The following is a 20,692-nucleotide window of genomic DNA, read 5'->3' as shown; positions in this document are numbered from 1 at the left end:
GGCGCGTCAGCGGCTCAGCGCACCGTAACGGAACTTGAACGACGCGTCGAGCGTGTCGTCCACGCCCTTGACGTCGGACTGCGACACGACGACCTGCGTGCCCTGCAGCAGCGGCAGCGTGGGCAGGTCGGCCGCGACGGCGTCCTGGATCTGACCGATGACGGCCTCGCGTGCCGAGGCGTCCTGCTCGCCGATCTCCTGCGTCAGCAGACCCTGGACGGTCGGGCTGTCGTAGTGGTTTCCGACGAAGTTGTCCGCGCTGAAGAACGGCGTCAGGTAGTTGTCGGCGTCCGAGAAGTCGGGGAACCAACCCAGCTGGTACACGGGGTAGGCGTCCTCGCGGCGCTCGGTGCTGTAGGTGTCCCACAGGGTCGACTGCAGGTTGACGGTGAAGAGGCCGCTCGCCTCGAGCTGCGACTTGATCAGCGCGTATTCTTCGTCGCTCGACGCGCCGTAGTGGTCGGGGCTGTACTGCAGGTCGATCGACACCGGGGTGCTGACGCCGGCGGCCGACAGGGCCGCGGCGGCCTTGTCGACGTCGGGGCCGCCCTGGCCGTCGCCGTAGAGGCCCTCGAGGGGCTTCGTGGCACCGGTCAGGCCGTCGGGGACGACCGAGTAGAGCGGCGTGTAGGTGTCGTTGTAGACGTCCTTGGCGAGGGCCTCACGGTCGATCGTGTCGGCCACCGACTGGCGGACCGCGAGGGCCTTCGCCGCGTCCGCGTCGGGCTGCGTGGCACCGAAGGGCATGGTGTCGAGGTTGAACACCAGGTAGCGGATCTCGCCACCGGGGCCGTTGTGCACCGTCAGCGAGTCGTCCTTGGCCAGGTCGGCCAGGTCGGTCGGGCTCAGGCTGCGGTTCGCGACGTCGACGTCGCCGTTCTGGACGGCGAGCTTGAGGTCGGTCTCTTCGGTGTAGTAGGTCGCCGTGACCGAGTCGGTCTTCGGGGCCCCGAGCACGCCGTCGTAGGCGTCGTTCGCCTCGTAGGCGATGGTCTCGTTCTGCGAGTAGTCCGTGATCTTGTACTGACCCGAGAAGGCGTCGCCCGTGACGATGTCGTCGGCGTCGGTCAGCGCGGTCGCCGAGAAGACGTCCTCGTCGACGATGGGGCCGGCGGGGCTCGAGAGCACCTGCGGCCAGGTCTGGTCGGCCGACTTGAGGGTGAAGACGACGGTCGTGTCGTCGGGCGCGTCCGTGCTGGCCAGGTTGCCGAGCAACGACGAGGGGCCGTTGGGGTCGGCGATCGCCAGCTGACGGTCGAAGCTGAACTTGACGTCGCTCGAGGTGAGCGCGTTGCCGTTCGAGAAGGTCAGGCCGTCCTTGAGCTTGACGGTGTACTCGGTCGGGCTGGTGAAGTCGGCGGACTCGGCCAGGTCGGGCTCGACGTCGGGGCTGCCGTACGGGGCGTTCGTCAGGAAGCCGAACACCTGGTTCTGGACGGCGAACGAGCCGTTGTCGTACGAACCGGCCGGGTCGAGCGACGTGATGACGTCGGTCGTGCCGATGCTGAGACCGTCGAGGGCGTCGGTCGCGTCACCACCGGAGGCGCAGCCCGAGAGGACGAGCGCGGTGGCAGCGGCGCCACCGACGACGGCCAGGGCGCGTCGGGCGAGCGTGGAGTCGGATGTCATATCCGGTTACCTCTTTCTCTGTGTGCAAGGGGTCCCGGGCCGTGCTGTGGACGCGGCCGTTTCGGGGAACGTTCATTGGTAACACACACGTGACCGTGCAACGGGTTCATCGCGCAACTGTTTACAGGCCCGCAACGAACCCTTGCCACGTGGTCGGGTCGCGGGTGGGGCCCCGGGCCCCGCTGCTCGGACCCGGAGGCGGGCCTGCGGGCCTGCGGGCCTGCGGACCGGAGCCGACGACCCGCAGCGCGCCGGACCCGACGACCCGCGGCGGGCCGGCCGGACGCCCCGGGGTCGGCACGCCCCGTCGTCACTCCTGCCGGATCGACCGCCGGTCGGCCTCGACCGCCGCGATGCGCACCTGGATCTCGCGCCAGCGTTCGGGTTCGGCCTTGACGTCGGTGCGGAACGACTGGCCGAGCAGTTCGGACTTCTCGCGGATCAGGTCGCGCTCGACGATCGAGACCACGATGCCGCGGCAGTACGTGGTGATCTCGCGTCCCTCGCGCTCGGGGATCGGGGCGACCGCAAGCTCTTTGGCCAGCGCGTCGAAGGGCGACGGGGTCTGGCCGAGCACCACGTCGAGCCAGTCCGACGAGTCGAACCGGTCGAGGCTGGCACCGATCGCGTCGCGGACGACCGCCAACGCGCTGTTCTCGATGCGTGCCCTGGCCGCGCGCTGCATCAGGTCGAAGCCGACCGTGGCGGGGTGCTGCAGCATGGCCATCAGCGCGTCGCGCTCGGTGCGCGTGGTGAGGTCGCCCGGCAGGGTCAGCAGGCTCGGGCCGGCCGGTTCGTCGGGCACGGGCGGCAGGCTGGTGATGGACTGCCGGCCGTCGGACACGCTCTTCGGCTGCGTCCGCTCGAGGGCGTGCTGCGCCGAGGAGGCGCGGCGGGCGTCGTCGACGCTCGTCGCGACGTCGGCCGGGTCGAGCCCCAGCCAGCCGGCCAGCGACCGCACGTAGCCCTGCGTCATCGACCGGTCGCGGATGCCCGCGACGACGGGAGAGGCGGCCCGCAGCGCGGACACGCGACCCTCGACCGTCTCGAGGTCGTGCCCGTCGATCAGGCGCCGGATCATGAACTCGAACATCGGTCGCTTGGTCGAGATGAGGCGACGCACGGCGTCGTCGCCCCGGTTGAGACGGAGGTCGCAGGGGTCGAGCCCGTCGGGGGCCACCGCGACGAAGGTCTGGGCGGCGAAGCGCTGTTCTTCGGCGAAGGCGCGGGACGCGGCCCGCTGCCCCGCCTCGTCGGGGTCGAAGGTGAACACGACCTCGCCGCCGGTCGACGTGTCGGCCCCGCCGACGTCGCCGAGCATCGGGCGCAGCACCTTGATGTGGTCGACGCCGAACGAGGTGCCGCAGGTCGCCACGGCCGTGGTGACCCCGGCGAGGTGGCAGGCCATCACGTCGGTGTAGCCCTCGACGATGACGACCTGCTTGCCCTTCGAGATGTCGCGTCGGGCCAGGTCGAGCCCGTAGAGCACCTGGGACTTGTGGTAGATCGGCGTCTCGGGGGTGTTGAGGTACTTGGGGCCCTTGTCGTCGTCGAGCAGGCGCCGGGCACCGAACCCGATGGTCGACCCGGTGACGTCGCGGATCGGCCACACCAGTCGGCCGCGGAACCGGTCGTAGGGGCTGCGATCGCCCTGGCTGAGCAGCCCCGCCGTGACCAGTTCGTCGTCGCGGTAGCCGAGCCCCTTCAGGTGCGAGCGGAGCGCGTCGAACGACTTGGGGGCGAAGCCGACGCCGAAGCGTTCGGCCGCCGCCGGGTCGAAGCCCCGCTCGCCGAGGAAGCGCCGTGCCGGCTCGGCGTCGGCGGCCGTCAGCCGACCCACGAAGAACTCGCGCGCCGCCTCGTTCGCCGAGATGAGCCGTGCCCGGTTGCCGTGGTCGCTCGCCTGCCCACCGTCTTCGTAGTGCAGCTCGAAGCCGATGCGGGCGGCCATGCGCTCGACGGCCTCTTGGAACGTCGTGTGGTCGGTCTTCATCACGAAGCTGAAGACGTCGCCGTCTTCGCCGCAGCCGAAGCAGTGGTACCGGCCGACCTGGGGCCGCACGTGGAAGCTCGGGCTGCGCTCGTCGTGGAAGGGGCACAGGCCCTTCAACGAACCGACCCCCGCCCCCTTGAGCGTGACGTGGTCGCCCACGATGTCGGCGATGTTGGTGCGCGACCGGACCTCGTCGATGTCGTTGCGTTTGATCAGGCCGGGCACGTGTCGATTGTAGGTCGCGCCACCGACGACGCCGACCCGAGGGACCCACCGCGGGAGGACGAGGAGGCGCGGCCGGGCTGGGCAGGACCCGCGCCTCCTCGGCGGCCCGCCCTATCGACCGGCGGTGAGCCGGTCGTGCCAGGCCATCGCGCTCTGGTCGGTCAGCGACGCGACCTGGTCGACGACCACGCGACGCCTCGCGGCGTCGTCGTCGGCCGAACCCCAGTCGGCGGCGAAACCGCGGTCGAGCTCGGACGGGCCCGCCTGCCAGAGGGCGTCGGCGAGGCTGGTGAGCACCTCGCGCTGCCGCAGGTAGATCGGCTGTCGGTTGTCGCGGGTCATCACGAACGCGGCCACGATGCCCTTCAGCACGGCGATCTCGCCGATCACGTCGGGCGCGACGACCACGGAGGCCCCGAAGCGCATCAGGGCGTCACCCGGGTACGACTCGCGCGTCGCCTGCGTCGCCGACCCCGCGAAGCGGCCGATCAGCTGACTCGTCAGGTTCTTCAGGCGTGCCTGCGCGAAGCGGCTGCCGTCGTAGGACTCGAGCCAGAACGGCAACGCCTGCAACCGGTCGAAGGCCTCGGTCAACTCGTCGCGGCTGAGTTCGCCACCGACCCACTCGTGCATGGCCGTGACGAGCGAGTCGTGGTCGACCCGGGCGCCGAGGCTCGCGACGTCGACGTAGCCGTTGACCACGGCGTCCTCGAAGTCGTGCACCGAGTACGCGATGTCGTCGCTGAGGTCCATCACCTGGGCCTCGACGCAGCGGCGCCGCCGGGGGGCTCCCCGACGCAACCACTCGAAGGCGGCCGTGTCGTCGTCGTAGAAGCCGAACTTCATGCGTCCCCCCGGGTCGGGGATGCCCTGGGCGGCGGGCCACGGGTACTTGCAGCTCGCGTCGAGGCTGGCCCGCGTCAGGTTGAGGCCGAAGCTGCGACCGGTGGCGTCGATGACCTTGGGTTCGATGCGCGTCAGGAGGCGGAGGGTCTGGGCGTTGCCCTCGAAGCCGCCGATGTCGGCCGACCACTCGTTGAGGGCCCGCTCGCCGTTGTGACCGAACGGCGGGTGGCCGAGGTCGTGCGCGAGGCAGGCCGTGTCGACGACGTCGGGATCGAGGCCCAGGCTGGTCGCGAGCTCGCGACCGACCTGCGCGACCTCGAGCGAGTGCGTCAGACGGTTGCGTGCGAAGTCGAGGCCCGCCGTGGGGCTCAGCACCTGCGTCTTCGCCGCCAGGCGACGCAGCGCGCTCGAGTGCAGCAGGCGGGCCCGGTCGCGGGCGAAGTCGCTGCGGCGGTTCGAGTGCTGCTCGGGCAGCCAGCGCTCGGAGTCGGCGGGGTCGTACCCGGGGGCGGCACTCGGCAGGGCTTCGGTGGACACCGGGGCCTCTCGGTCAGGAACGGACGGGATCGAGCGGACGGACGTGCCTAACCGCCGCTGTGGTGCAGCTCGGCCGCCGCGAGCTCGGCCTTGAACGCCTCGTCGAGGTCGCGGCTCTCGAGCCAGCGGTCGGGCAGCGCCGGTCGCTTCGGGCTGCCGGCTCGGCCGCGGGGGCCCTCGGCCGCCTCACCGGGGTAGCGCTCGTCGGGGTCCATCGTGGCGAGGAGGTCGTCGATCTGCTGCAGCGAGTCGGCGAGGGCCAGGGCGGCCCGGACTTCTCCGCCCACCGGGTAGCCCTTGAAGTACCAGGCGACGTGCTTGCGCATGTCGCGGCAGGCGCGCCCCTCGTCACCCGACCAGAACTCGACCATCAGCTCGGCGTGACGCCGGAAGGCCCGGCCCACCTCGCCGAGGGTCGGCTCGGCCTTCAGGTCTTCGCCTCGGAAGGCGGCGGCCAGGTCGCCGAACAGCCATGGCCGACCGAGGCAGCCCCGTCCGACGACGACGCCGTCGCAGCCGGTCTCGTCGACCATGCGCAGGGCGTCGGCCGCCGACCAGATGTCACCGTTGCCGAGCACGGGCACGTCGGTGATCGCCTCTTTGAGCGTCGCGATGGCGGACCAGTCGGCCGTGCCGGAGTAGAAGTCGGCGGCCGTGCGGGCGTGCAGGGCGATGCTCGCGACGCCGGCGCCCTGGGCGGCTCGGCCGGCCTCGAGGTACGTGAGGTGGTCGGAGTCGATGCCCTTGCGCATCTTGACGGTGAGCGGGATGTCACCGGCGGCCTTGACGGCCCCCTCGACGATCTCGCGGAACAGCCCGATCTTCCAGGGCAGGGCCGAGCCGCCGCCCTTGCGCGTCACCTTCGGGACCGGGCAGCCGAAGTTGAGGTCGATGTGGTCGGCGCGGTCTTCGGCCACGAGCATGGTGACCGCCTCGGCCACCGTGTTGGGCTCGACGCCGTAGAGCTGGATGCTGCGCGGGGTCTCGGACTCGTGGTGCTGGATCAGGCGCATCGACTCGGGCGTGCGCTCGACCAGCGCCCGGCTCGTGATCATCTCGCTGACGTAGAGGCCGGCGCCGTACTCGCGGCAGAGACGACGGTAGGCCGTGTTGGTGATGCCCGCCATCGGGGCGAGCACGACCGGCGAGGCCACGTCGATCGGGCCGATCGAGAGGCCTCGCGAAGGCAGGGTGGTGGTGGACATCGTTACGATTCTCCCATGAGCGACGGCGGGCTGACGAGCGGTGTGGACGACACGGTCGCAGGGGGCGACGCAGGGCACGACGCCGACCGGCCCGAGGGCACCGACCGGGTGCGCGCGGACGCCGCCGCGCGGGGAGTCGCGGTCGAGATCGTGGCCCGACCCGCGGCCGACTCGCTGGAGGCCGCGGCCGCCCTGCTCGGGCTCGAGCCGTCCGACATCGTCAAGAGCCTCGTGGTCAAGCGCCACGACGGGTCGTTCGTGTTCGCGCTCGTGCCGGGCGACCGCCAGATCTCGTGGGCCAAGCTGCGGGCCGCCGTCGGCGTCAACAAGCTGTCCATGCCCAGCGCGGACGTCGCCCTCGAGGCCACGGGATACGAGCGGGGCACCATCACCCCGATGGGCAGTGCGACGGCCTGGCCGGTGGTCGCGGACTCCCGCGTCACCGGTCGACGCGTCGCCCTCGGCGCGGGCGCACACGGCTTCAGCGCCTTCGTCGACGCCGACGAGTTGGTGCGGGCGTACGACGCGACGGTGGCCGACATCAGCGACTGACTCCGCGCCTCCCGGGCCGGTCTCCCGCCGCCGCGTCGTCGGGCGCGACCGAGGCGTCAGCCGGCACGACGAGGCAGGCGTCGCCCTCGCAGACGACGGCGTCGGACGCGCCGAGCATGGTGAACGGGCCGGACGACAGGGGGCCTCGCGAGTCGGAGGAGCCGCTCACCGCGTCGCCTCGGAGGCTACCTGCTCGAGGGCCTGGACGAAGGCCTCGGGCGCCTGGGCACCCGAGATGCCGTACCTGCCGTCGAGGACGAAGAAGGGGACTCCCGAGATGCCGTAGGCCTGCGCCTGGGCCTGGTCGGCACGGACGTCGTCGAGGTGACGACCGGACTCGAGCGCCTCCCGGGCGGCGGACTCGTCGAGGCCGACCTCGCCGGCGAGCTGCACGAGGTCGTCGACGCGGCCCACGTGACGGCCCTCTTCGAAGTAGGCGTGGAGCAGGCGCTCCTTCATCTCGACCTGACGGCCGTTCGCCTTGGCGAAGTGCAGCACCTCGTGCGCCTTGACGGTGTTCGTGTGCTGCAGGTGGTCGAAGTCGTAGGCGAGGCCCACCTCGGACGCGATGCCTGCCACGGTGGCGAGCATGCCGCGGACCTGGTCGGCGGGCATCCCCTTGTGCGTCGACAGGAAGTCGACCTCGTCGCCCTCGAAGTCGACCGGGGTGTCGGGCGACAGCTCGAAGGAGTGGTACTCGACCTCGACGGGGCGGCCGAAGCGCCGCACGGCCTCCTCGAACTTGCGCTTGCCGATGAAGCACCAGGGGCAGGCGATGTCGGACCAGATGTCGACCTTCACGGTCGCGGACGGGGTGGCGGGGGCTGAGGTCACGGCAGGCTCAACTCGGCCCCGGGCGCGGCCATTCCCGCGCGTGGCTCCGCCGGCCCCCGCCCGCCCCGCTCCGTCGACACGCGCCCACCTCGCTCCGTCGTCGCGCGCCCGCCCCCCGCTCCGCCGTCACCCGCCCGCCCCCGCTCCGTCGTCGCGCGCCCGCCCCCGCGTGCGAGATCGCGGTGCTGCCATTCGCCTCACATGTGGCGCGCTCGGTCACCCCCGCCCCTGGTCCACGAGTCGGTATCCGCGCTGCCCCCTGGTCCCTCGTCCGCCTCCCCCGGTCGGCAACTCCTGATCCGTGCGGCGTCTCGGCACGGCCAGCCGCCAGGCCCGGCGGCCCCGTGGCCCCAGGACGCGCGGGAGGCCGGAATTGCCGACACGCGACTCCGGCCTCGCACCTCCCGCCGTCGTCACCAGCGCCTCGATCGCGGCAGCGGTCCGGGCCCAACGGTCGCGGACCATCGTCGTACCGGCCCGGAACGGCACCCGTCCGTCGAGGGCGATGTCGGCGTCCTTCGTGCGGTCCTGGTCGAAGCGCTTCTCGTGGTGTTCCCGCCCGTCGGTCTCGAAGCCCACGATCCCGTCGACGAGCATGTCCAGGATCTTGCCCGTGCCACCCACCGGGACCTGTCGCTCGACGTCGTGGCCGGCACGACGCAGCCGCGTCCCGGCCGCGGACTCGAGGATGCTCTCGGCTCCCCCGTCGCTCCAGGCGACCAGACCGGCGGCGTCGGCTCGTCTGCGGCCCAGGACCTCGGCGGCGTCGTCGTCGTCGGTCACGATGCCGACGTGACGGGCCCAGTCCACCAGGATCACCGCGTCCTCGAGGGACCGCGATTCGACGACGGCGCGAGCGAGGGCGTCCCGGGGGTCGACCGACCAGGTCGTCCCGCGCGCGCCGAGCTCGACCGGGTCCCAGACGATCCTGACCCCGCGGCGGCGTCTGAGCCGGGACGCGGTGGCAGGTACGGACACGGTGATCGGCGGACGGCGCCACGACCACGCGCCGAGCTGGTGCAGGGCAGCGGCCCCGGTGAGGCGGCCACCCACCGCCACGGCCACGAAACGTGGATCGTGTCGCGGCCAGGTCGAGTACCAGCCACGGCGGGGTCGACTCACCGCCCCTGACCGGACGGCGACGGTGAGCTGGCGGTCGGTGGCGCCCTGCGCCACGAGGTCGTGTTTGTGGAGCAGGCCCCCGGCCCGGGAGACGAGTTCGGCGATCGTGGTCATGCCGACAGGCTGCCTAGGTCGACCCGGGCGTCCCGAGCGACCTCTGGGTGCCTGGGGACCGTCGCTCGCACCCGCCATCTGTGGAGGAGCGCTCGCCCGGCAGGACAGGACGAACCCGGCCGGGAACTCCTGCCGCGTGCCGCGCGAACCGCCGACATGCCCGCCCTTCGGCGTGTTCTGCGACGGGAAGCAGGAATTGCCGACGCGGCGAGGGGCCAGTGGGCGGGGGTCCGGAGGCGCGAGGCGGACCCGGGGTGGGTGCGAGGCCCGGCCCGGAGGCGCGGCGACGGGTGCGAGGCCCGGCCCGGAGGCGCGGCGACGGGTGCGAGGCCCGGCGCGGAGGCGCGGGACCGGGGGCGAGGCCGGGTTTGAAGCCCGGGCGCGGAGGCGCGGGGCGACCCCGGGGACGCGGCGACGGGCGCGGAGGCGCGGGGCGACCCCCGGGGGCGCGGCCGGGCCCGGGGGGCACGGCGACGGGCGCGGCGCCGACCGACGGAGCCGCGCCCGGCCTGCGGTGCTAGGCGCCGAGCAGCTGCTCGGCCAGGTACGCCCGCAGCCCGGCCAGCGGGATGCGCTGCTGGGCCATCGTGTCGCGTTCGCGGACGGTGACGGCGTCGTCGTCGAGCGAGTCGAAGTCGACCGTGACGCAGAACGGGGTGCCGATCTCGTCCTGGCGGCGGTAGCGACGGCCGATCGCGCCGGCGTCGTCGAAGTCGATGTTCCAGTACTTGCGGAGGTCGGCCGCGAGCCCGCGCGCCATGGGCGACAGCTGCTCGTTGCGGCTCAGCGGGAGCACGGCGACCTTGACGGGTGCCAGGCGGCGGTCGAGCTTCAGCACGGTGCGCTTGTCGACGCCGCCCTTGGCGTTCGGCGCCTCGTCCTCGGTGTACGCGTCGACCAGGAACGCCATCAGCGACCGGGTCAGGCCCGCCGCGGGCTCGATGACGTAGGGCGTCCAGCGTTCGTTCTTGGCCTGGTCGAAGTAGGTCAGGTCCTTGCCCGACGCGGCCGCGTGGGTCTTGAGGTCGTAGTCGGTGCGGTTCGCCACGCCCTCGAGTTCGCCGAACTCGCCGCCGGCGAAGCGGAAGCGGTACTCGATGTCGACGGTGCGCTTCGAGTAGTGCGAGAGCTTCTCGGCGGCGTGTTCGTAGAGGCGGAGGTTCTCGGGGTCGATGCCGAGGTCGACGTACCACTGGAACCGCTGGTCGATCCAGTACTGGTGCCACTCTTCGTCGGTGCCGGGCTCGACGAAGAACTCCATCTCCATCTGTTCGAACTCGCGGGTGCGGAAGATGAAGTTGCCGGGCGTGATCTCGTTGCGGAAGCTCTTGCCGATCTGGCCGATGCCGAACGGCGGCTTGATCCGCGACGACTGCAGGATGTTGTCGAAGTTCGTGAAGATGCCCTGGGCGGTCTCGGGACGCAGGTAGGCCATGCCCTGCTCGTTGTCGACCGGACCGAGGAACGTCTTGAGCAGGCCCGAGAAGTTCTGCGGCTCGGTCCACGAGCCCGGCTGGCCCGTGTCGGGGTCGCGGACGTCGGCCAGGCCGTTCTCGGGCGGGTGGCCGTGCTTGGCCTCGTACGCCTCGAGCAGGTGGTCGGCGCGGTAGCGCTTGTGGGTGTGCAGCGACTCGACGAGCGGGTCGCTGAAGACCTCGACGTGGCCCGAGGCCTCCCACACCTGGCGGGGCAGGATGACGGCGGAGTCGAGGCCGACGACGTCGTCGCGACCCTGCACCATGGTCTGCCACCACTGGCGCTTGATGTTCTCCTTCAGGGCGACGCCGAGGGGCCCGTAGTCCCAGGCCGAGCGCGAACCGCCGTAGATCTCTCCCGACTGGAAGACGAAGCCGCGGCGCTTGGCCAGGGCGATGACGGAATCGAGACGGTTGGGTGCTGCCACGTGTGATGCTCCGATGAGTTGAGGCCCGAGCTGGGTGCCCGGTCGGTCGAGGTACCCGGCAACTCTAGCGGCGGCGCGTCACCGGCCGAGCGCGGCGGCCACCGCCTCGACGTCTCCCTCGTCGTTCCAGAGGTGGAAGGCCACGCGCACGCGACCGGCACGCCCCGACACGACGAGCCCGGCGTCGCCGAGGAGGCGCTGGTCGCGTCCGTCGGGGTCGGCCCAGGTCACGATGGCGCGGCCCTGCGCCTCGATCCCGAGCCGCGAGCAGAGAGCGTCACCCGTGCCGGCGGCGTGTGCCCAGGTCTCGTCCGCGTCGAGCCCGGCGAACGCCTCGAGTGCGGGCAGCGCCCCCGCCCAGGCCTGCCAGGCGGGCGAGACGTCGAACGCCCGGGCGTCACCGGCGAGCCGCATCTCGGGGCCGTAGCACGAGCCCCACACGTCGTCCCCGGCGTACCAGCCGGCCTGGGCGGGCACCATGGCCGCCCGCAACCGCTCCCCCACGGTGAGGAACGCCACGCCACGCGGGCAGCACAGCCACTTGTAGGCGTGCGTCACGGTCGCGTCGTAGCGCGACGCGTCGACCGGTCGCACCCCGGCGGCCTGCGTCAGGTCGCACAGGGTCAGCGCCCCGTGCCGGGCCGCGGCCTCGACGACGCCCGCGTCGTCCGCCACCTGGCCCGTCGCCGACTGGACGGCCGACCACGCCACGAGGTGCGTGTCGGGCCCGACCGACCCGGCGAGCTCGTCGAGGGGCACGCTCCGCACGCGGACGCCCCGCGCCTCCTGGACCACGAACGGGTAGACGATCGAGCTGAAGTCGCCCGTCGGGACGAGCACCTCGGCACCGTCGGGCACCGAGGCCGCGACCACGGCCACCATGGACGAGGTCTGGGACGCGATGGCGACGCGACCGACGTCGACCCGGGCCAACCGGGCGAAGGCCGCACGCGCCTCCTCGACGACGGCACCGTAGGCCGCCGGCCCGGCCAGTCCGGACGCCCAGGCGTCGACGTCGGCGCGCAGGGCCGCGACGGTGGCCCGCGTGGGCAGCCCCATGGTGCAGGCCGCGAGGTAGCCCGGTGCCGGGGCGAAGAGGTCGGCGTGCGGCGAGGTCATGCCTCCAGGGTCGGGGAGCACGGACCCCACGACAACCACCAGTGTCTGAGGTGGTCCATCACCGTCGCTTATGCTTTGGAGATGACCGCCGACCTCGACCTGGCCTCTCTCCGGGTCGTCCGCGCCGTCGCCGACACGGGCACCATCACCGCCGCGGCCGCCCTGCTCGGCTACAGCCAGCCCGCCGTCAGCCAGCAGCTGCGCCGGGCCGAGCGCCAGGTGGGCCAACCGCTCGTGCTGCGCGCCGGGCGCGGAGTCGCCCTGACCGAGGCCGGGCAGCGGCTCGCGGCCCACGCCGTCCACGTCCAGGCGGCCCTCGACGCCGCCCGCCAGGACCTCGACGCCCTGGGCGGGGTCGCCACGGGCCGCGTCACCCTGGCCGGGTTCCCCAGCGCGTCCTCGACGATCGTGCCCGACGTGCTGTCGCGCCTGCGCGACCGGCACCCCGGCCTGACGGTCGACTACGTCGAGGCCGAACCCCCGGAGGCGCTGGCACGACTGCGGGACGGCTCGGCGGACGTCGCGGTCACCTTCAGCCACGGGGGCGCCCCGGCGGGCGAACGCGACCTCGACGGGCTGCTGCACCGCGCCTCCTTCGTCGACCGCACCGTGCTCGCCGTACCCGCCGCCCACCCGTTCGGCCGCGGTGACGCGTTCGCGAGCCTGGCGCACGAGCGGTGGATCGGCGGCTGTCCCCGCTGCCGTGGGCACCTGCTCGCGACCTGCGCGGCGTCGGGCTTCGAACCCGAGATCGTGCTCGAGACCGACAACGCGCTGGCCGTCCTCGGGCTCGTCGCGGCAGGTCTCGGCGTCGCCCTGCTGCCGGGCCTGTCGCTCGTGGCGGCTGCCGTGCCCGCCGGGGTGCGGGTCGTCGAGCTCGACGACGGCCTCGCCCGGGTGGTCCACGTCGTCCACGGGCGTGGCGGCGACCGGGTGCCGAGCGTGCGTGCCGTCCTCGAGGCCCTCGGGCACGTCGACGGCGGGGCACTCGGACTCGTGGCGGTCGGTCCGGAGGTGCCGACGGGAGCGCCGGGTTAGGCTGGCCCGACGAACCAGGAGAGGTGCAGGTCGTGCGCAGAAGACTGTCCGTCGGCATCGCCGTCTCGACGTTGGCCCTCGTCGGGCTGACCGGGTGCTTCCCGAGCCTCGACGGCCTGACGCCGGTCGGCGCGGGCGGGTCCGGCGGTTCGGCCGCGACGCCGGGCACCGGGGCGAGCGGCGTCCCTCAGCCCCAGGTCACGGGCGCTCCGGGAACGGGCGGTGGCTCGGGGTCGCAACCCGACGCCCTGGCACCCGGCGGCACCCTGCTCGGTCAGGTCAACTACAAGGACCTCACCATCTACGTCTACGGCGTCGGCGAGCTGACCACCACGGCCCCCTCGATCTACGCCCGCCCCGACGGCACCGACCCCTACCCGGCGGGCACCGACGTCGAGGTCACCGCCTACGTGCTGACGAACAACTCGCAACGACGCCTCGACCTCACCGACCTCAGCGCGGACTACTCGTCGTACGGCAACGACCTGGCCACGCAGGACGTCTTCGCCGGGCAGGACCTCCTGACCCGGCTGGGCTACGAGACGTCGCTCCAGTCGAAGTTCCCCGCCGACAGCACGACCTGGTACCTGTTGCCCGGCGAGTCGACCGTGTTCGCCAACGCCTGGTTCCACCGGGCGAGCGACGGCCCGTTGACCCTGCAGTTCCTCTGGCCGGCCGAGCGGATCTTCCTGGGCGCGAACATCCAGTTCTGACGGGGCCGTCGCGCGAGTGCGGGTCCGCGGCCTCGCCCGGGGCCACGTCGGATCGTGCCCGGGCGTCGGTCAGGCCGGGCTCGGGGCGTCCACCGCGCCGCCGAACCGGCGGGTGCGCGAGGCGTAGGTCTCGACCGCCTGCCACAGGTCGGTGCGGGTGAAGTCGGGCCACAACCGGTCGAGGAAGACCATCTCGGCGTAGGCGGACTGCCACAGCAGGAAGTTGCTCGTGCGCTGCTCGCCCGAGCTGCGGACGAACAGGTCGACGTCGGGCAGTTCGGGCGCGTACAGGCGCTTCTGGATCAGCTTCTCGCCCACGGCCGACGGCCTGAGCCGCCCGGCCGCGACGTCGTCCGCGATCGAGCGCACCGCGTCCGCGATCTCGGTCCGGCCGCCGTAGTTCACGCACATGGTCAGCGTCAGGACGTCGTTGCCCTTCGTCAGCTCTTCGGCGAACTGGAGCTCCTTGACGACCGACCCCCACAGCCTCGGCTTCCGCCCGGCCCAGCGGACCCGCACGCCCCAGGCGTTCAACTGGTCGCGTCGGCGGTGCAGCACGTCGCGGTTGAAGCCCATCAGGAAGCGCACCTCGTCGGGCGAGCGCTTCCAGTTCTCGGTAGAGAACGCGTAGACGCTGAGGTGCTTCACCCCGATCTGGATCGCCCCCGCCACGACGTCGAGCAACGACATCTCGCCGGCCTTGTGCCCCTCGACGCGCGTGAGCCCGCGGCCGTTGGCCCAGCGACCGTTGCCGTCCATGACGATCGCCACGTGCTCGGGCACGGCGCCCCTCGGCATCGCCGGCGGGTGCACGCCCGTCCAGTCGAGCGGGCGGAAGTCGGCGGCGTCGCGGTGGGTCTTCTTCACGGTCTCTCTCTTCCGGGCACCCGGTCGACGTGCTGCAGCGATCGCAGTCCCCGTTCGAGGTGCCACTGGGTGTACGCGGCGACGACGCCGCTGGCCTGGTTGCGGGTCGCGTCGGGGGCGTCCTCGGCGTGGCCCCAGTCACCCGTCAGCAGCGCTCCCAACAGGGCCAGCGCCTCCTGCGTCAACCGCGGAGCGCCGGGAGGCGCGTGCGAGTCGGCCACCACGCCGCCCAGCTGGACGACGAAGGCCGAGTGGGGCCCGGGTGCGCCCGTCACGGCGCAGTCGCCGAAGCTGGGCGACCAACCGGCGATGCTGAGCGCGCGCAGCAGGTACGAGTCGAGGGTCAGTTGCGGAGCGTGCTCGTGGCGCGCGAGCGAACGGAGGGCCCCGACGAGCAGGAGGTACTGCTGCAGGCCCGCCTCGGCCTCGGTGAGCTTGTCGGCCGTCTCGACCATGACGCTGCCGGCCGTGTAGCTCTCGTAGTCGGCGGCGATCACCGCACCGTACGAACCGAGCGACTCGGCCTGCTGCACGATGTCGAGCGACCGACCCTCGTAGAGCTGCAGGTCGGCCACCATCATCGGCTCGAGCCGCGCGCCGAACTTCGAGGCCGTCCGCCGGACGCCCTTCGCGACGGCCCGGATCTTGCCGTGGTTGCGGCTCAGCATCGTGAGGATGCGATCGGCCTCACCCAGCTTGTGGGTGCGCAGCACGACGCATTCATCACGGTAGACGGGCACCGACCAAGCATCGCACGCGTGGTACAAACGTCAGGTGCACGCCACAGCCTTCGCCGTACCCCTGTGGGTGGATCTCCTCGCCGTCGGCATCGGCAGCCTGCAGGGGGCGATGTTCGCCTCCGAGTACAAGGACCGCCGGCTCGACCTGCTCGGCATCGCCATCATCGGCACCGCCACCGGCCTCGGCGGCGGCGTGCTGCGCGACGTGCTGCTGGGCGAGGTGCCCCGCGCCATGACGAGCAACTGGTACCTGCTCGTCGCCGTGGCGGCCGCCATCGTCGGCATGGCCCTGCAACGCGTCTTCACCCGGCTGGCCGGCGTCATCACGGTGCTCGACGCCCTGACGATCGGACTGCTCGGCGCGATCGGGTCGACCAAGGCGCTCTCGCTCGGGCTGCCCGAGATCCCCGCCGTGTTCGTCGGGGTGATCGCGGCCGTCGGCGGGTCGGTGCTGCGCGACCTGCTGATGAACCTGACGATCGCGATGATGCACGTCGGCTCGCTCTACGCCGTCGCCGCCGCCGGCGGGACCGTCGTGCTCGTGGTCGCCGTGTCGCTCGGCGCCCCCGTCGCCGCGGCCGCGATCGCCGGCACCTCGATCACCTTCGCCATCCGCATGCTGGCCGTCCGCTTCGGCTGGACGCTGCCCGAGCAGCGCGCCCTCAGCAGATTGCCGCGCTGGCGCCGCCCGCGCTGACCCCGAGACACGACCGGCCGAGGCGCCCGGGGCGTCCGCGCAGCCGTCGGCAACTCCTCACGGGTGCGCCCGGGCACCCCGCCACGCCGCTCAGCCGGACCCGCCTGCCGCAGCAGGCAGGAGTTGCCCGCACCCGCGAACGACCTCGCGGCCCGACCGCCCGGGTGCGGGCACGACGACGCCCCCGGCACCGTCGGCACCGGGGGCGGGTCGGCCGGGCTCAGACGGCGGCGAGCTCGCGGGCGTCGCTCACCGTGCGGATGGCGCGGTTGACCGCCGAGACGATGGCCTTGAGCGATGCGGTCGAGATGTCGGCGTCGATGCCGACGCCCCAGAGCCGGGTGCCGTCGACGTCGAGCTCGACGTAGGCGGCGGCCTGGGCGTCGCCCGAGGCGCTCAACGTGTGCTCGACGTAGTCGTAGAGCTTGACCTGGACCCCCTGGTCGGCCAGCACCGCGATGAAGGCGGCGATGGGCCCGGTGCCGCGGGCGGAGGTCGACTCGACGCCCTCGCCGACCCGCAGGTCGACGTCGAGCGTGGTCTCGCCGCTCATGTCGCTCGACGTGCTCGTCCGCGTCAGCTCGAAGCGGCCCCACTTGTCGTCGGCGTCGTCGGCGGGCAGGTACTCGTCCTGGAAGATCGACCAGATGTGGGCGCTCGTCATCTCGCCGCCCTCGCTGTCGGTGCGCGACTGCACGACGCCGCTGAACTCGATCTGCAGCTTGCGGGGCAGGTCGATGGCGTGGTCGGCCTTCAGCAGGTAGGCGACGCCGCCCTTGCCCGACTGCGAGTTGACGCGGATCACGGCCTCGTAGCTGCGCCCCAGGTCCTTCGGGTCGACCGGCAGGTACGGCACGGCCCACTCGAGTTCGTCCACGTCGACGCCGCGGGACGCCGCGGTGGCCGCCATGGCCTCGAAGCCCTTCTTGATGGCGTCCTGGTGCGAACCCGAGAAGGCCGTGTAGACGAGGTCGCCGGCCCACGGGCTGCGCTCGTGGACGGGCAGCTGGTTGCAGTGCTCGGCGGTGCGCTTGACCATGTCGAGGTCGCTGAAGTCGATCTGCGGGTCGATGCCCTGCGTGAAGAGGTTGATGCCCAGGGCGACCAGGTCGACGTTGCCGGTCCGCTCGCCGTTGCCGAACAGGCAGCCCTCGATGCGGTCCGCACCCGCCAGGTAGCCGAGCTCGGCGGCCGCGATGCCGGTGCCGCGGTCGTTGTGCGGGTGCAGCGACAGGATGACGCTGTCGCGACGCGCCAGGCGCCGGTGCATCCACTCGATCGAGTCGGCGTAGACGTTCGGGGTCGCCATCTCGACGGTGGCCGGCAGGTTGACGATGACGGGACGCTCGGGCGTCGCGTCGAAGGCCTCGATCACCTGGTTGCAGATGTCGAGCGCGAAGTCGAGCTCGGTGCCGGTGTAGCTCTCGGGCGAGTACTCGTAGAAGACGGCCGTCTCGGGGATGGTCTTCTCGGCCTCGAGGCACAGTCGGACGCCCTCGAGCGCGATGTCGACGATGCCCTGGCGGTCGGTGCGGAAGACGACGTCGCGCTGCAGCACGCTCGTCGAGTTGTACAGGTGCACGATGGCCTGCTTGGCGCCGGCGATCGACTCGTAGGTGCGGGCGATGAGGTGTTCGCGCGCCTGGGTCAGCACCTGGATGGTCACGTCGTCGGGGATGGCCCCCTCGTCGATGAGGCTGCGCACGAAGTCGAAGTCGGTCTGCGACGCGCTCGGGAACCCGACCTCGATCTCTTTGTAGCCCATGCCGACCAGCAGGTCGAACATGATGCGCTTGCGCTCGGGGCTCATCGGGTCGATCAACGCCTGGTTGCCGTCGCGCAGGTCGACGGCGCACCAGCGCGGCGCCTCGGTGATGCGCTTCGACGGCCAGGTGCGGTCGGGCAGGTCGACGGCGATCTGCTCGTGGAACGGCCGGTACTTGTGGATCGGCATGGCCGACGGCTGCTGTGCGTTCTTCATGTCCTGTGGTCTCTCTCGCCCTCGAGGGGCTGCTCTTCGCGGGGGTGTCGGCCGACGACGGACTCCGCGACGAGTGGGGCCTGGGTCAGGACTCGCCGCGGCAGCTAAGGAGGAGCAGGCCGGTGGACACGTGACGAGGCTAGCACCGACCGAGGAGGCGCGGGTCGTCGACCGCCGGCACCGCGCCTCCTCTGCTCGTCGCGTCGATCAGACGACGGTGCGGACGAGCCGCACCACCGCCCCGACCGACAGGTCGGGCAGGTAGGCCCGCCCGAGCGCCGTGCCGATGGCGGGCAGCTGGACCGGATCGGGGAAGGCCATCACGAGCGGCACGAACTCGGGCTGGAACTTCTTCTTGAAGGTGAGCAGCGTCTGGAAGCCGTACGCGGGTTCGAGCACCCGCCCGAGGAAGGTCAGCACGCGCTCGGTCTGTGTCGCCGGGCCGTCGACCGGGCCGGTGGTGGCGAGCGGCGCCGCCGACAGGCTGAGGAACTCGACGCCCCGCTCTTTCATGGCCAGGGCCGACGAGGCGATCACGAACTCCATGACGCCGTTCATGCTGTCGGGTCGGCGGCGCATGAAGTCGAGGGTCCACCCGACGACCTCGCCGTCGCGCCAGGTGGGCAACCAGCTCGTCACGGCCAGGACGGTGTCGTCGGCGTCGAGCGCGAGCATCAGTGCGACGTCCGGGTCGCGCAGCTCGTCGAGGCCGCCGAGGGTGAACCCCATCTCGGGGAGGTTCTTCTCGGCGACCCAGAGCTCGCTGATCTCGGTGATCTGTCGGGCGACCGCGGGGCGCAGGTCGGCGTACCGGGTCCATTCGGCCCGGACGCCGTTCTTGGTCGCGCGGTTGAGGCTCGACCGGACGTCCTGCCACTTCTTGCCGGTCATGCTGAAGGTGGCCGGGTGCAGCACGGTCTCTTCACCGACCGGCAGGGTCGTCCAGCCCAGGTCGTCGAAGAACGGGGAGAGCTCGCCCCGCACGCTGTAGAAGACGGGGGTGAGCCCCTGGTCGTCGCACCACCGGGCGAAATCGAGGGTGACCTCGCGCAAGCGGTCGGGCGGGCAGAGGGGTTCGGCGGTCGTCAACGCGATGCCCGAGACCACCCGGTACGCCACGGCCGACCGGCCGTCGGCGGTGAACCACCAGCTGTTGCCCGACCACAACGCCATGTGCGACAGCGTGCCGGGTGCCCCGCGGTGCACGATCTCGCGCACGCGGGCTCGTTCGGCGTCGGGACGGAGGTCGCCCGGCCGCACCGCCCCGGCCACGAGCGCCACCAGGACGACGAGCCACCACAGCGGCCCCGTCCACTCGAACGCCACCCGGACGACACCGCCCACCGGGACCGGCCCCAGCCCCGCCAGGCCGACGAACCCCACGGGCACGAAGCGCTCCGGGACGTCGGCCGCGAGGGTCGCCGCGTCGATGGACGGGACGAAGGAGGCGCGCCCCACCCAGGCGACGACGGCGAACGTCGCCGAGAGGACGGCCCCGGCCCCCAGCACGACCGTGGCGACGAGACGCCGTCGCACGCCCGCCCCCACGCCGAAGTGGTGCCGGAGGACGAACAACGAGACGGCCGTGCCCGCCGGCACGGCCACCGCGACGACGGTGAGCAGGACGTGCGCGACGAGGTGTCGCCGGGGGTCGCCGTCCGCCGTGCCCGTGGCCGGCATGACCACGTAGTACACGAGGGCGAAGACGGCGAGGAGGCCGTTCACGGCGACGGCGACGTCCAGGGCGACCCGTCGGCCCCGGCGGAGGAACCACGCGGCGACGAGCAGGACGGCCAGCGGCAGCAGGCTCAGCGCGACGGTCGGCACGGCGTCGATGCTGCCGAGCGCCGCGGCCCGGGCGCAGGCGTCCACCCGTTCGGCCTGCCGGTCGAGCGGCGTGCGCAGGGCCGCCGCGCAGAGGCTCGCCGGCGACCGGCCCGACAGGACGTCACCGAACAACAGCCCGAAGGGTGACAACGGTCCCACGGGGCTGCGCGCGAGCAGGGTCAGGACGGGTCCGGCCGCGGTCACGGCCACGACGGCCGAGGCGAGGCGACGCACCTCGTGGTGCGAGCTGCGCAACCAGCCGCGCCGGGCGGGCGGTCCGGCCAGGAGACGGCCGAGCGCGAGTCCGACCACGGCACCGACCAGGGCGTAGAGCCCCGAGGGGTGGCCGTCGTAGAGCACGAACGCCAGCAGGGCCGAGAAGCCGAGCAAGCGGATGCGTCGACGCCAGAGCGGACCCACGAAGCCGCTGACGGTCATGATCGTGCCGAGCGCCGGGGTGAACGGGTGCAGCGTCGACTCGGCGGCGACCTCGAGGGCCCAGGGTTGCCCCACGGCGCGACCGACGGCTTGCACGGCGACCCCGACCGCCGTGGCCACGACGGCCGTCACGACGTAGGCCGTGAGCGCCCGGCGGCTGCCGATGCGCCGCTCGGCGACGCCGACGAGCACGAGCACGGCGACGACGGCGAGGACGAGCTCGCGGGGGCCGGAGGCGAAGAGCACCGAGCCGAGGGTCAGCGGCCAGAAGCCGCGGTCGTCGAACGGGTCGAGACCCGCACCGACGGCCTC

Annotated in this window: 17 protein-coding genes; 4 read left to right on the top strand and 13 right to left on the bottom strand. The window is 72.3% G+C overall.

Translation table 11 applies throughout. The features are described 5' to 3' along the window. Positions 1–6: 6 nt before the first annotated feature. From AC3CCI_RS14300 to dusB, 4 genes are all read right to left on the bottom strand, one after another. Complete coding sequence (locus tag AC3CCI_RS14300) at positions 7–1,629, bottom strand: ABC transporter substrate-binding protein (protein ID WP_488627588.1); 1,623 nt, start codon at positions 1,627–1,629, stop codon at positions 7–9. 310 nt (positions 1,630–1,939) lie between these two features. Then, positions 1,940–3,847, bottom strand: coding sequence for a DNA primase (dnaG, locus tag AC3CCI_RS14295; protein ID WP_354595104.1), 1,908 nt, complete (start codon positions 3,845–3,847; stop codon positions 1,940–1,942). 111 nt (positions 3,848–3,958) lie between these two features. Then, entirely contained in the window at positions 3,959–5,230 is a 1,272-nt protein-coding gene (locus AC3CCI_RS14290; RefSeq protein ID WP_354595105.1) for a deoxyguanosinetriphosphate triphosphohydrolase, read from the bottom strand. 47 nt (positions 5,231–5,277) lie between these two features. Beyond that, positions 5,278–6,435, bottom strand: a complete 1,158-nt coding sequence (dusB, locus tag AC3CCI_RS14285) for a tRNA dihydrouridine synthase DusB (protein WP_354595106.1) — start codon at positions 6,433–6,435, stop codon at positions 5,278–5,280. A 15-nt stretch (positions 6,436–6,450) separates the two neighbouring features. On the opposite strand from dusB, the gene AC3CCI_RS14280 reads away from it, so the two are divergent. Then, a complete protein-coding gene (locus AC3CCI_RS14280) occupies positions 6,451–6,987 on the top strand; it encodes an aminoacyl-tRNA deacylase (protein WP_354595107.1) in 537 nt (178 codons plus the stop codon). Here the strand turns inward: AC3CCI_RS14280 and AC3CCI_RS14275 are convergent. The 5 genes from AC3CCI_RS14275 to AC3CCI_RS14255 all read right to left on the bottom strand — a co-directional run bounded on the left by AC3CCI_RS14275 (position 6,977) and on the right by AC3CCI_RS14255 (position 12,079). Next, positions 6,977–7,156, bottom strand: coding sequence for a hypothetical protein (locus tag AC3CCI_RS14275; RefSeq protein ID WP_354595108.1), 180 nt, complete (start codon positions 7,154–7,156; stop codon positions 6,977–6,979). The genes AC3CCI_RS14280 and AC3CCI_RS14275 overlap by 11 nt on opposite strands. Next, a complete protein-coding gene (locus AC3CCI_RS14270) occupies positions 7,153–7,821 on the bottom strand; it encodes a DsbA family oxidoreductase (RefSeq protein ID WP_354595109.1) in 669 nt (222 codons plus the stop codon). Before AC3CCI_RS14270 ends, AC3CCI_RS14275 begins: the two co-directional genes overlap by 4 nt. 216 nt (positions 7,822–8,037) lie before the next feature. Beyond that, positions 8,038–9,057, bottom strand: a complete 1,020-nt coding sequence (locus AC3CCI_RS14265) for a hypothetical protein (protein WP_488627587.1) — start codon at positions 9,055–9,057, stop codon at positions 8,038–8,040. Between the two features lie 517 nt (positions 9,058–9,574). Further along, positions 9,575–10,960, bottom strand: a complete 1,386-nt coding sequence (locus tag AC3CCI_RS14260; protein ID WP_354595111.1) for a glycine--tRNA ligase — start codon at positions 10,958–10,960, stop codon at positions 9,575–9,577. Positions 10,961–11,038: 78 nt separating this feature from the next. Continuing rightward, positions 11,039–12,079: an aminotransferase class V-fold PLP-dependent enzyme gene (locus AC3CCI_RS14255; protein ID WP_488627586.1), complete on the bottom strand. Its 1,041-nt coding sequence runs from the start codon at positions 12,077–12,079 to the stop codon at positions 11,039–11,041. 81 nt (positions 12,080–12,160) lie between these two features. On the opposite strand from AC3CCI_RS14255, the gene AC3CCI_RS14250 reads away from it, so the two are divergent. Both AC3CCI_RS14250 and AC3CCI_RS14245 read left to right on the top strand, forming a co-directional pair. Beyond that, the gene (locus tag AC3CCI_RS14250; RefSeq protein WP_354595113.1) at positions 12,161–13,117 is read left to right on the top strand and encodes a LysR family transcriptional regulator; all 957 of its coding nucleotides are present in this window, start codon (positions 12,161–12,163) and stop codon (positions 13,115–13,117) included. A gap of 32 nt (positions 13,118–13,149) precedes the next feature. After that, positions 13,150–13,830 carry a hypothetical protein gene (locus AC3CCI_RS14245; protein WP_488627585.1) on the top strand — a complete coding sequence of 227 codons (681 nt, stop codon included), beginning with the start codon at positions 13,150–13,152 and terminating at the stop codon, positions 13,828–13,830. Between the two features lie 69 nt (positions 13,831–13,899). On the opposite strand, the gene AC3CCI_RS14240 is transcribed toward AC3CCI_RS14245, so the two are convergent. Together AC3CCI_RS14240 and recO are read right to left on the bottom strand one after the other, a co-directional pair. Then, complete coding sequence (locus AC3CCI_RS14240) at positions 13,900–14,697, bottom strand: isoprenyl transferase (RefSeq protein WP_354595115.1); 798 nt, start codon at positions 14,695–14,697, stop codon at positions 13,900–13,902. After that, complete coding sequence (gene recO, locus AC3CCI_RS14235; RefSeq protein ID WP_194593967.1) at positions 14,694–15,437, bottom strand: DNA repair protein RecO; 744 nt, start codon at positions 15,435–15,437, stop codon at positions 14,694–14,696. The genes AC3CCI_RS14240 and recO overlap by 4 nt, the downstream gene beginning before the upstream one ends. 34 nt (positions 15,438–15,471) lie before the next feature. Here recO and AC3CCI_RS14230 point away from each other — a divergent pair, with 34 nt between their 5' ends. After that, positions 15,472–16,134, top strand: coding sequence for a trimeric intracellular cation channel family protein (locus AC3CCI_RS14230; protein WP_354595116.1), 663 nt, complete (start codon positions 15,472–15,474; stop codon positions 16,132–16,134). A 220-nt stretch (positions 16,135–16,354) separates the two neighbouring features. Here the strand turns inward: AC3CCI_RS14230 and leuA are convergent, their stop codons facing one another. Both leuA and AC3CCI_RS14220 read right to left on the bottom strand, forming a co-directional pair. Further along, complete coding sequence (gene leuA, locus AC3CCI_RS14225) at positions 16,355–18,115, bottom strand: 2-isopropylmalate synthase (protein WP_354595117.1); 1,761 nt, start codon at positions 18,113–18,115, stop codon at positions 16,355–16,357. A 207-nt stretch (positions 18,116–18,322) separates the two neighbouring features. Then, complete coding sequence (locus AC3CCI_RS14220; protein ID WP_488627584.1) at positions 18,323–20,626, bottom strand: bifunctional lysylphosphatidylglycerol flippase/synthetase MprF; 2,304 nt, start codon at positions 20,624–20,626, stop codon at positions 18,323–18,325. Positions 20,627–20,692 lie beyond the last annotated feature (66 nt).

This window comes from Frigoribacterium sp. CF331 (genome assembly GCF_057787905.1).
Note: the sequence above shows the minus strand (reverse complement) of the source record. Positions and strands in the feature narration are given on the sequence as shown.

Excerpts from the sequence above, each read along its gene's own strand:
- AC3CCI_RS14250 (WP_354595113.1), top strand. The coding sequence starts at position 12,161 with ATGACCGCCGACCTCGACCTGGCCTCTCTCCGGGTCGTCCGCGCCGTC.
- dusB (WP_354595106.1), bottom strand. The coding sequence starts at position 6,435 with ATGTCCACCACCACCCTGCCTTCGCGAGGCCTCTCGATCGGCCCGATC.
- AC3CCI_RS14255 (WP_488627586.1), bottom strand. The coding sequence starts at position 12,079 with ATGACCTCGCCGCACGCCGACCTCTTCGCCCCGGCACCGGGCTACCTC.
- leuA (WP_354595117.1), bottom strand. The coding sequence starts at position 18,115 with ATGAAGAACGCACAGCAGCCGTCGGCCATGCCGATCCACAAGTACCGG.
- AC3CCI_RS14300 (WP_488627588.1), bottom strand. The coding sequence starts at position 1,629 with ATGACATCCGACTCCACGCTCGCCCGACGCGCCCTGGCCGTCGTCGGT.
- AC3CCI_RS14280 (WP_354595107.1), top strand. The coding sequence starts at position 6,451 with ATGAGCGACGGCGGGCTGACGAGCGGTGTGGACGACACGGTCGCAGGG.
- AC3CCI_RS14265 (WP_488627587.1), bottom strand. The coding sequence starts at position 9,057 with ATGACCACGATCGCCGAACTCGTCTCCCGGGCCGGGGGCCTGCTCCAC.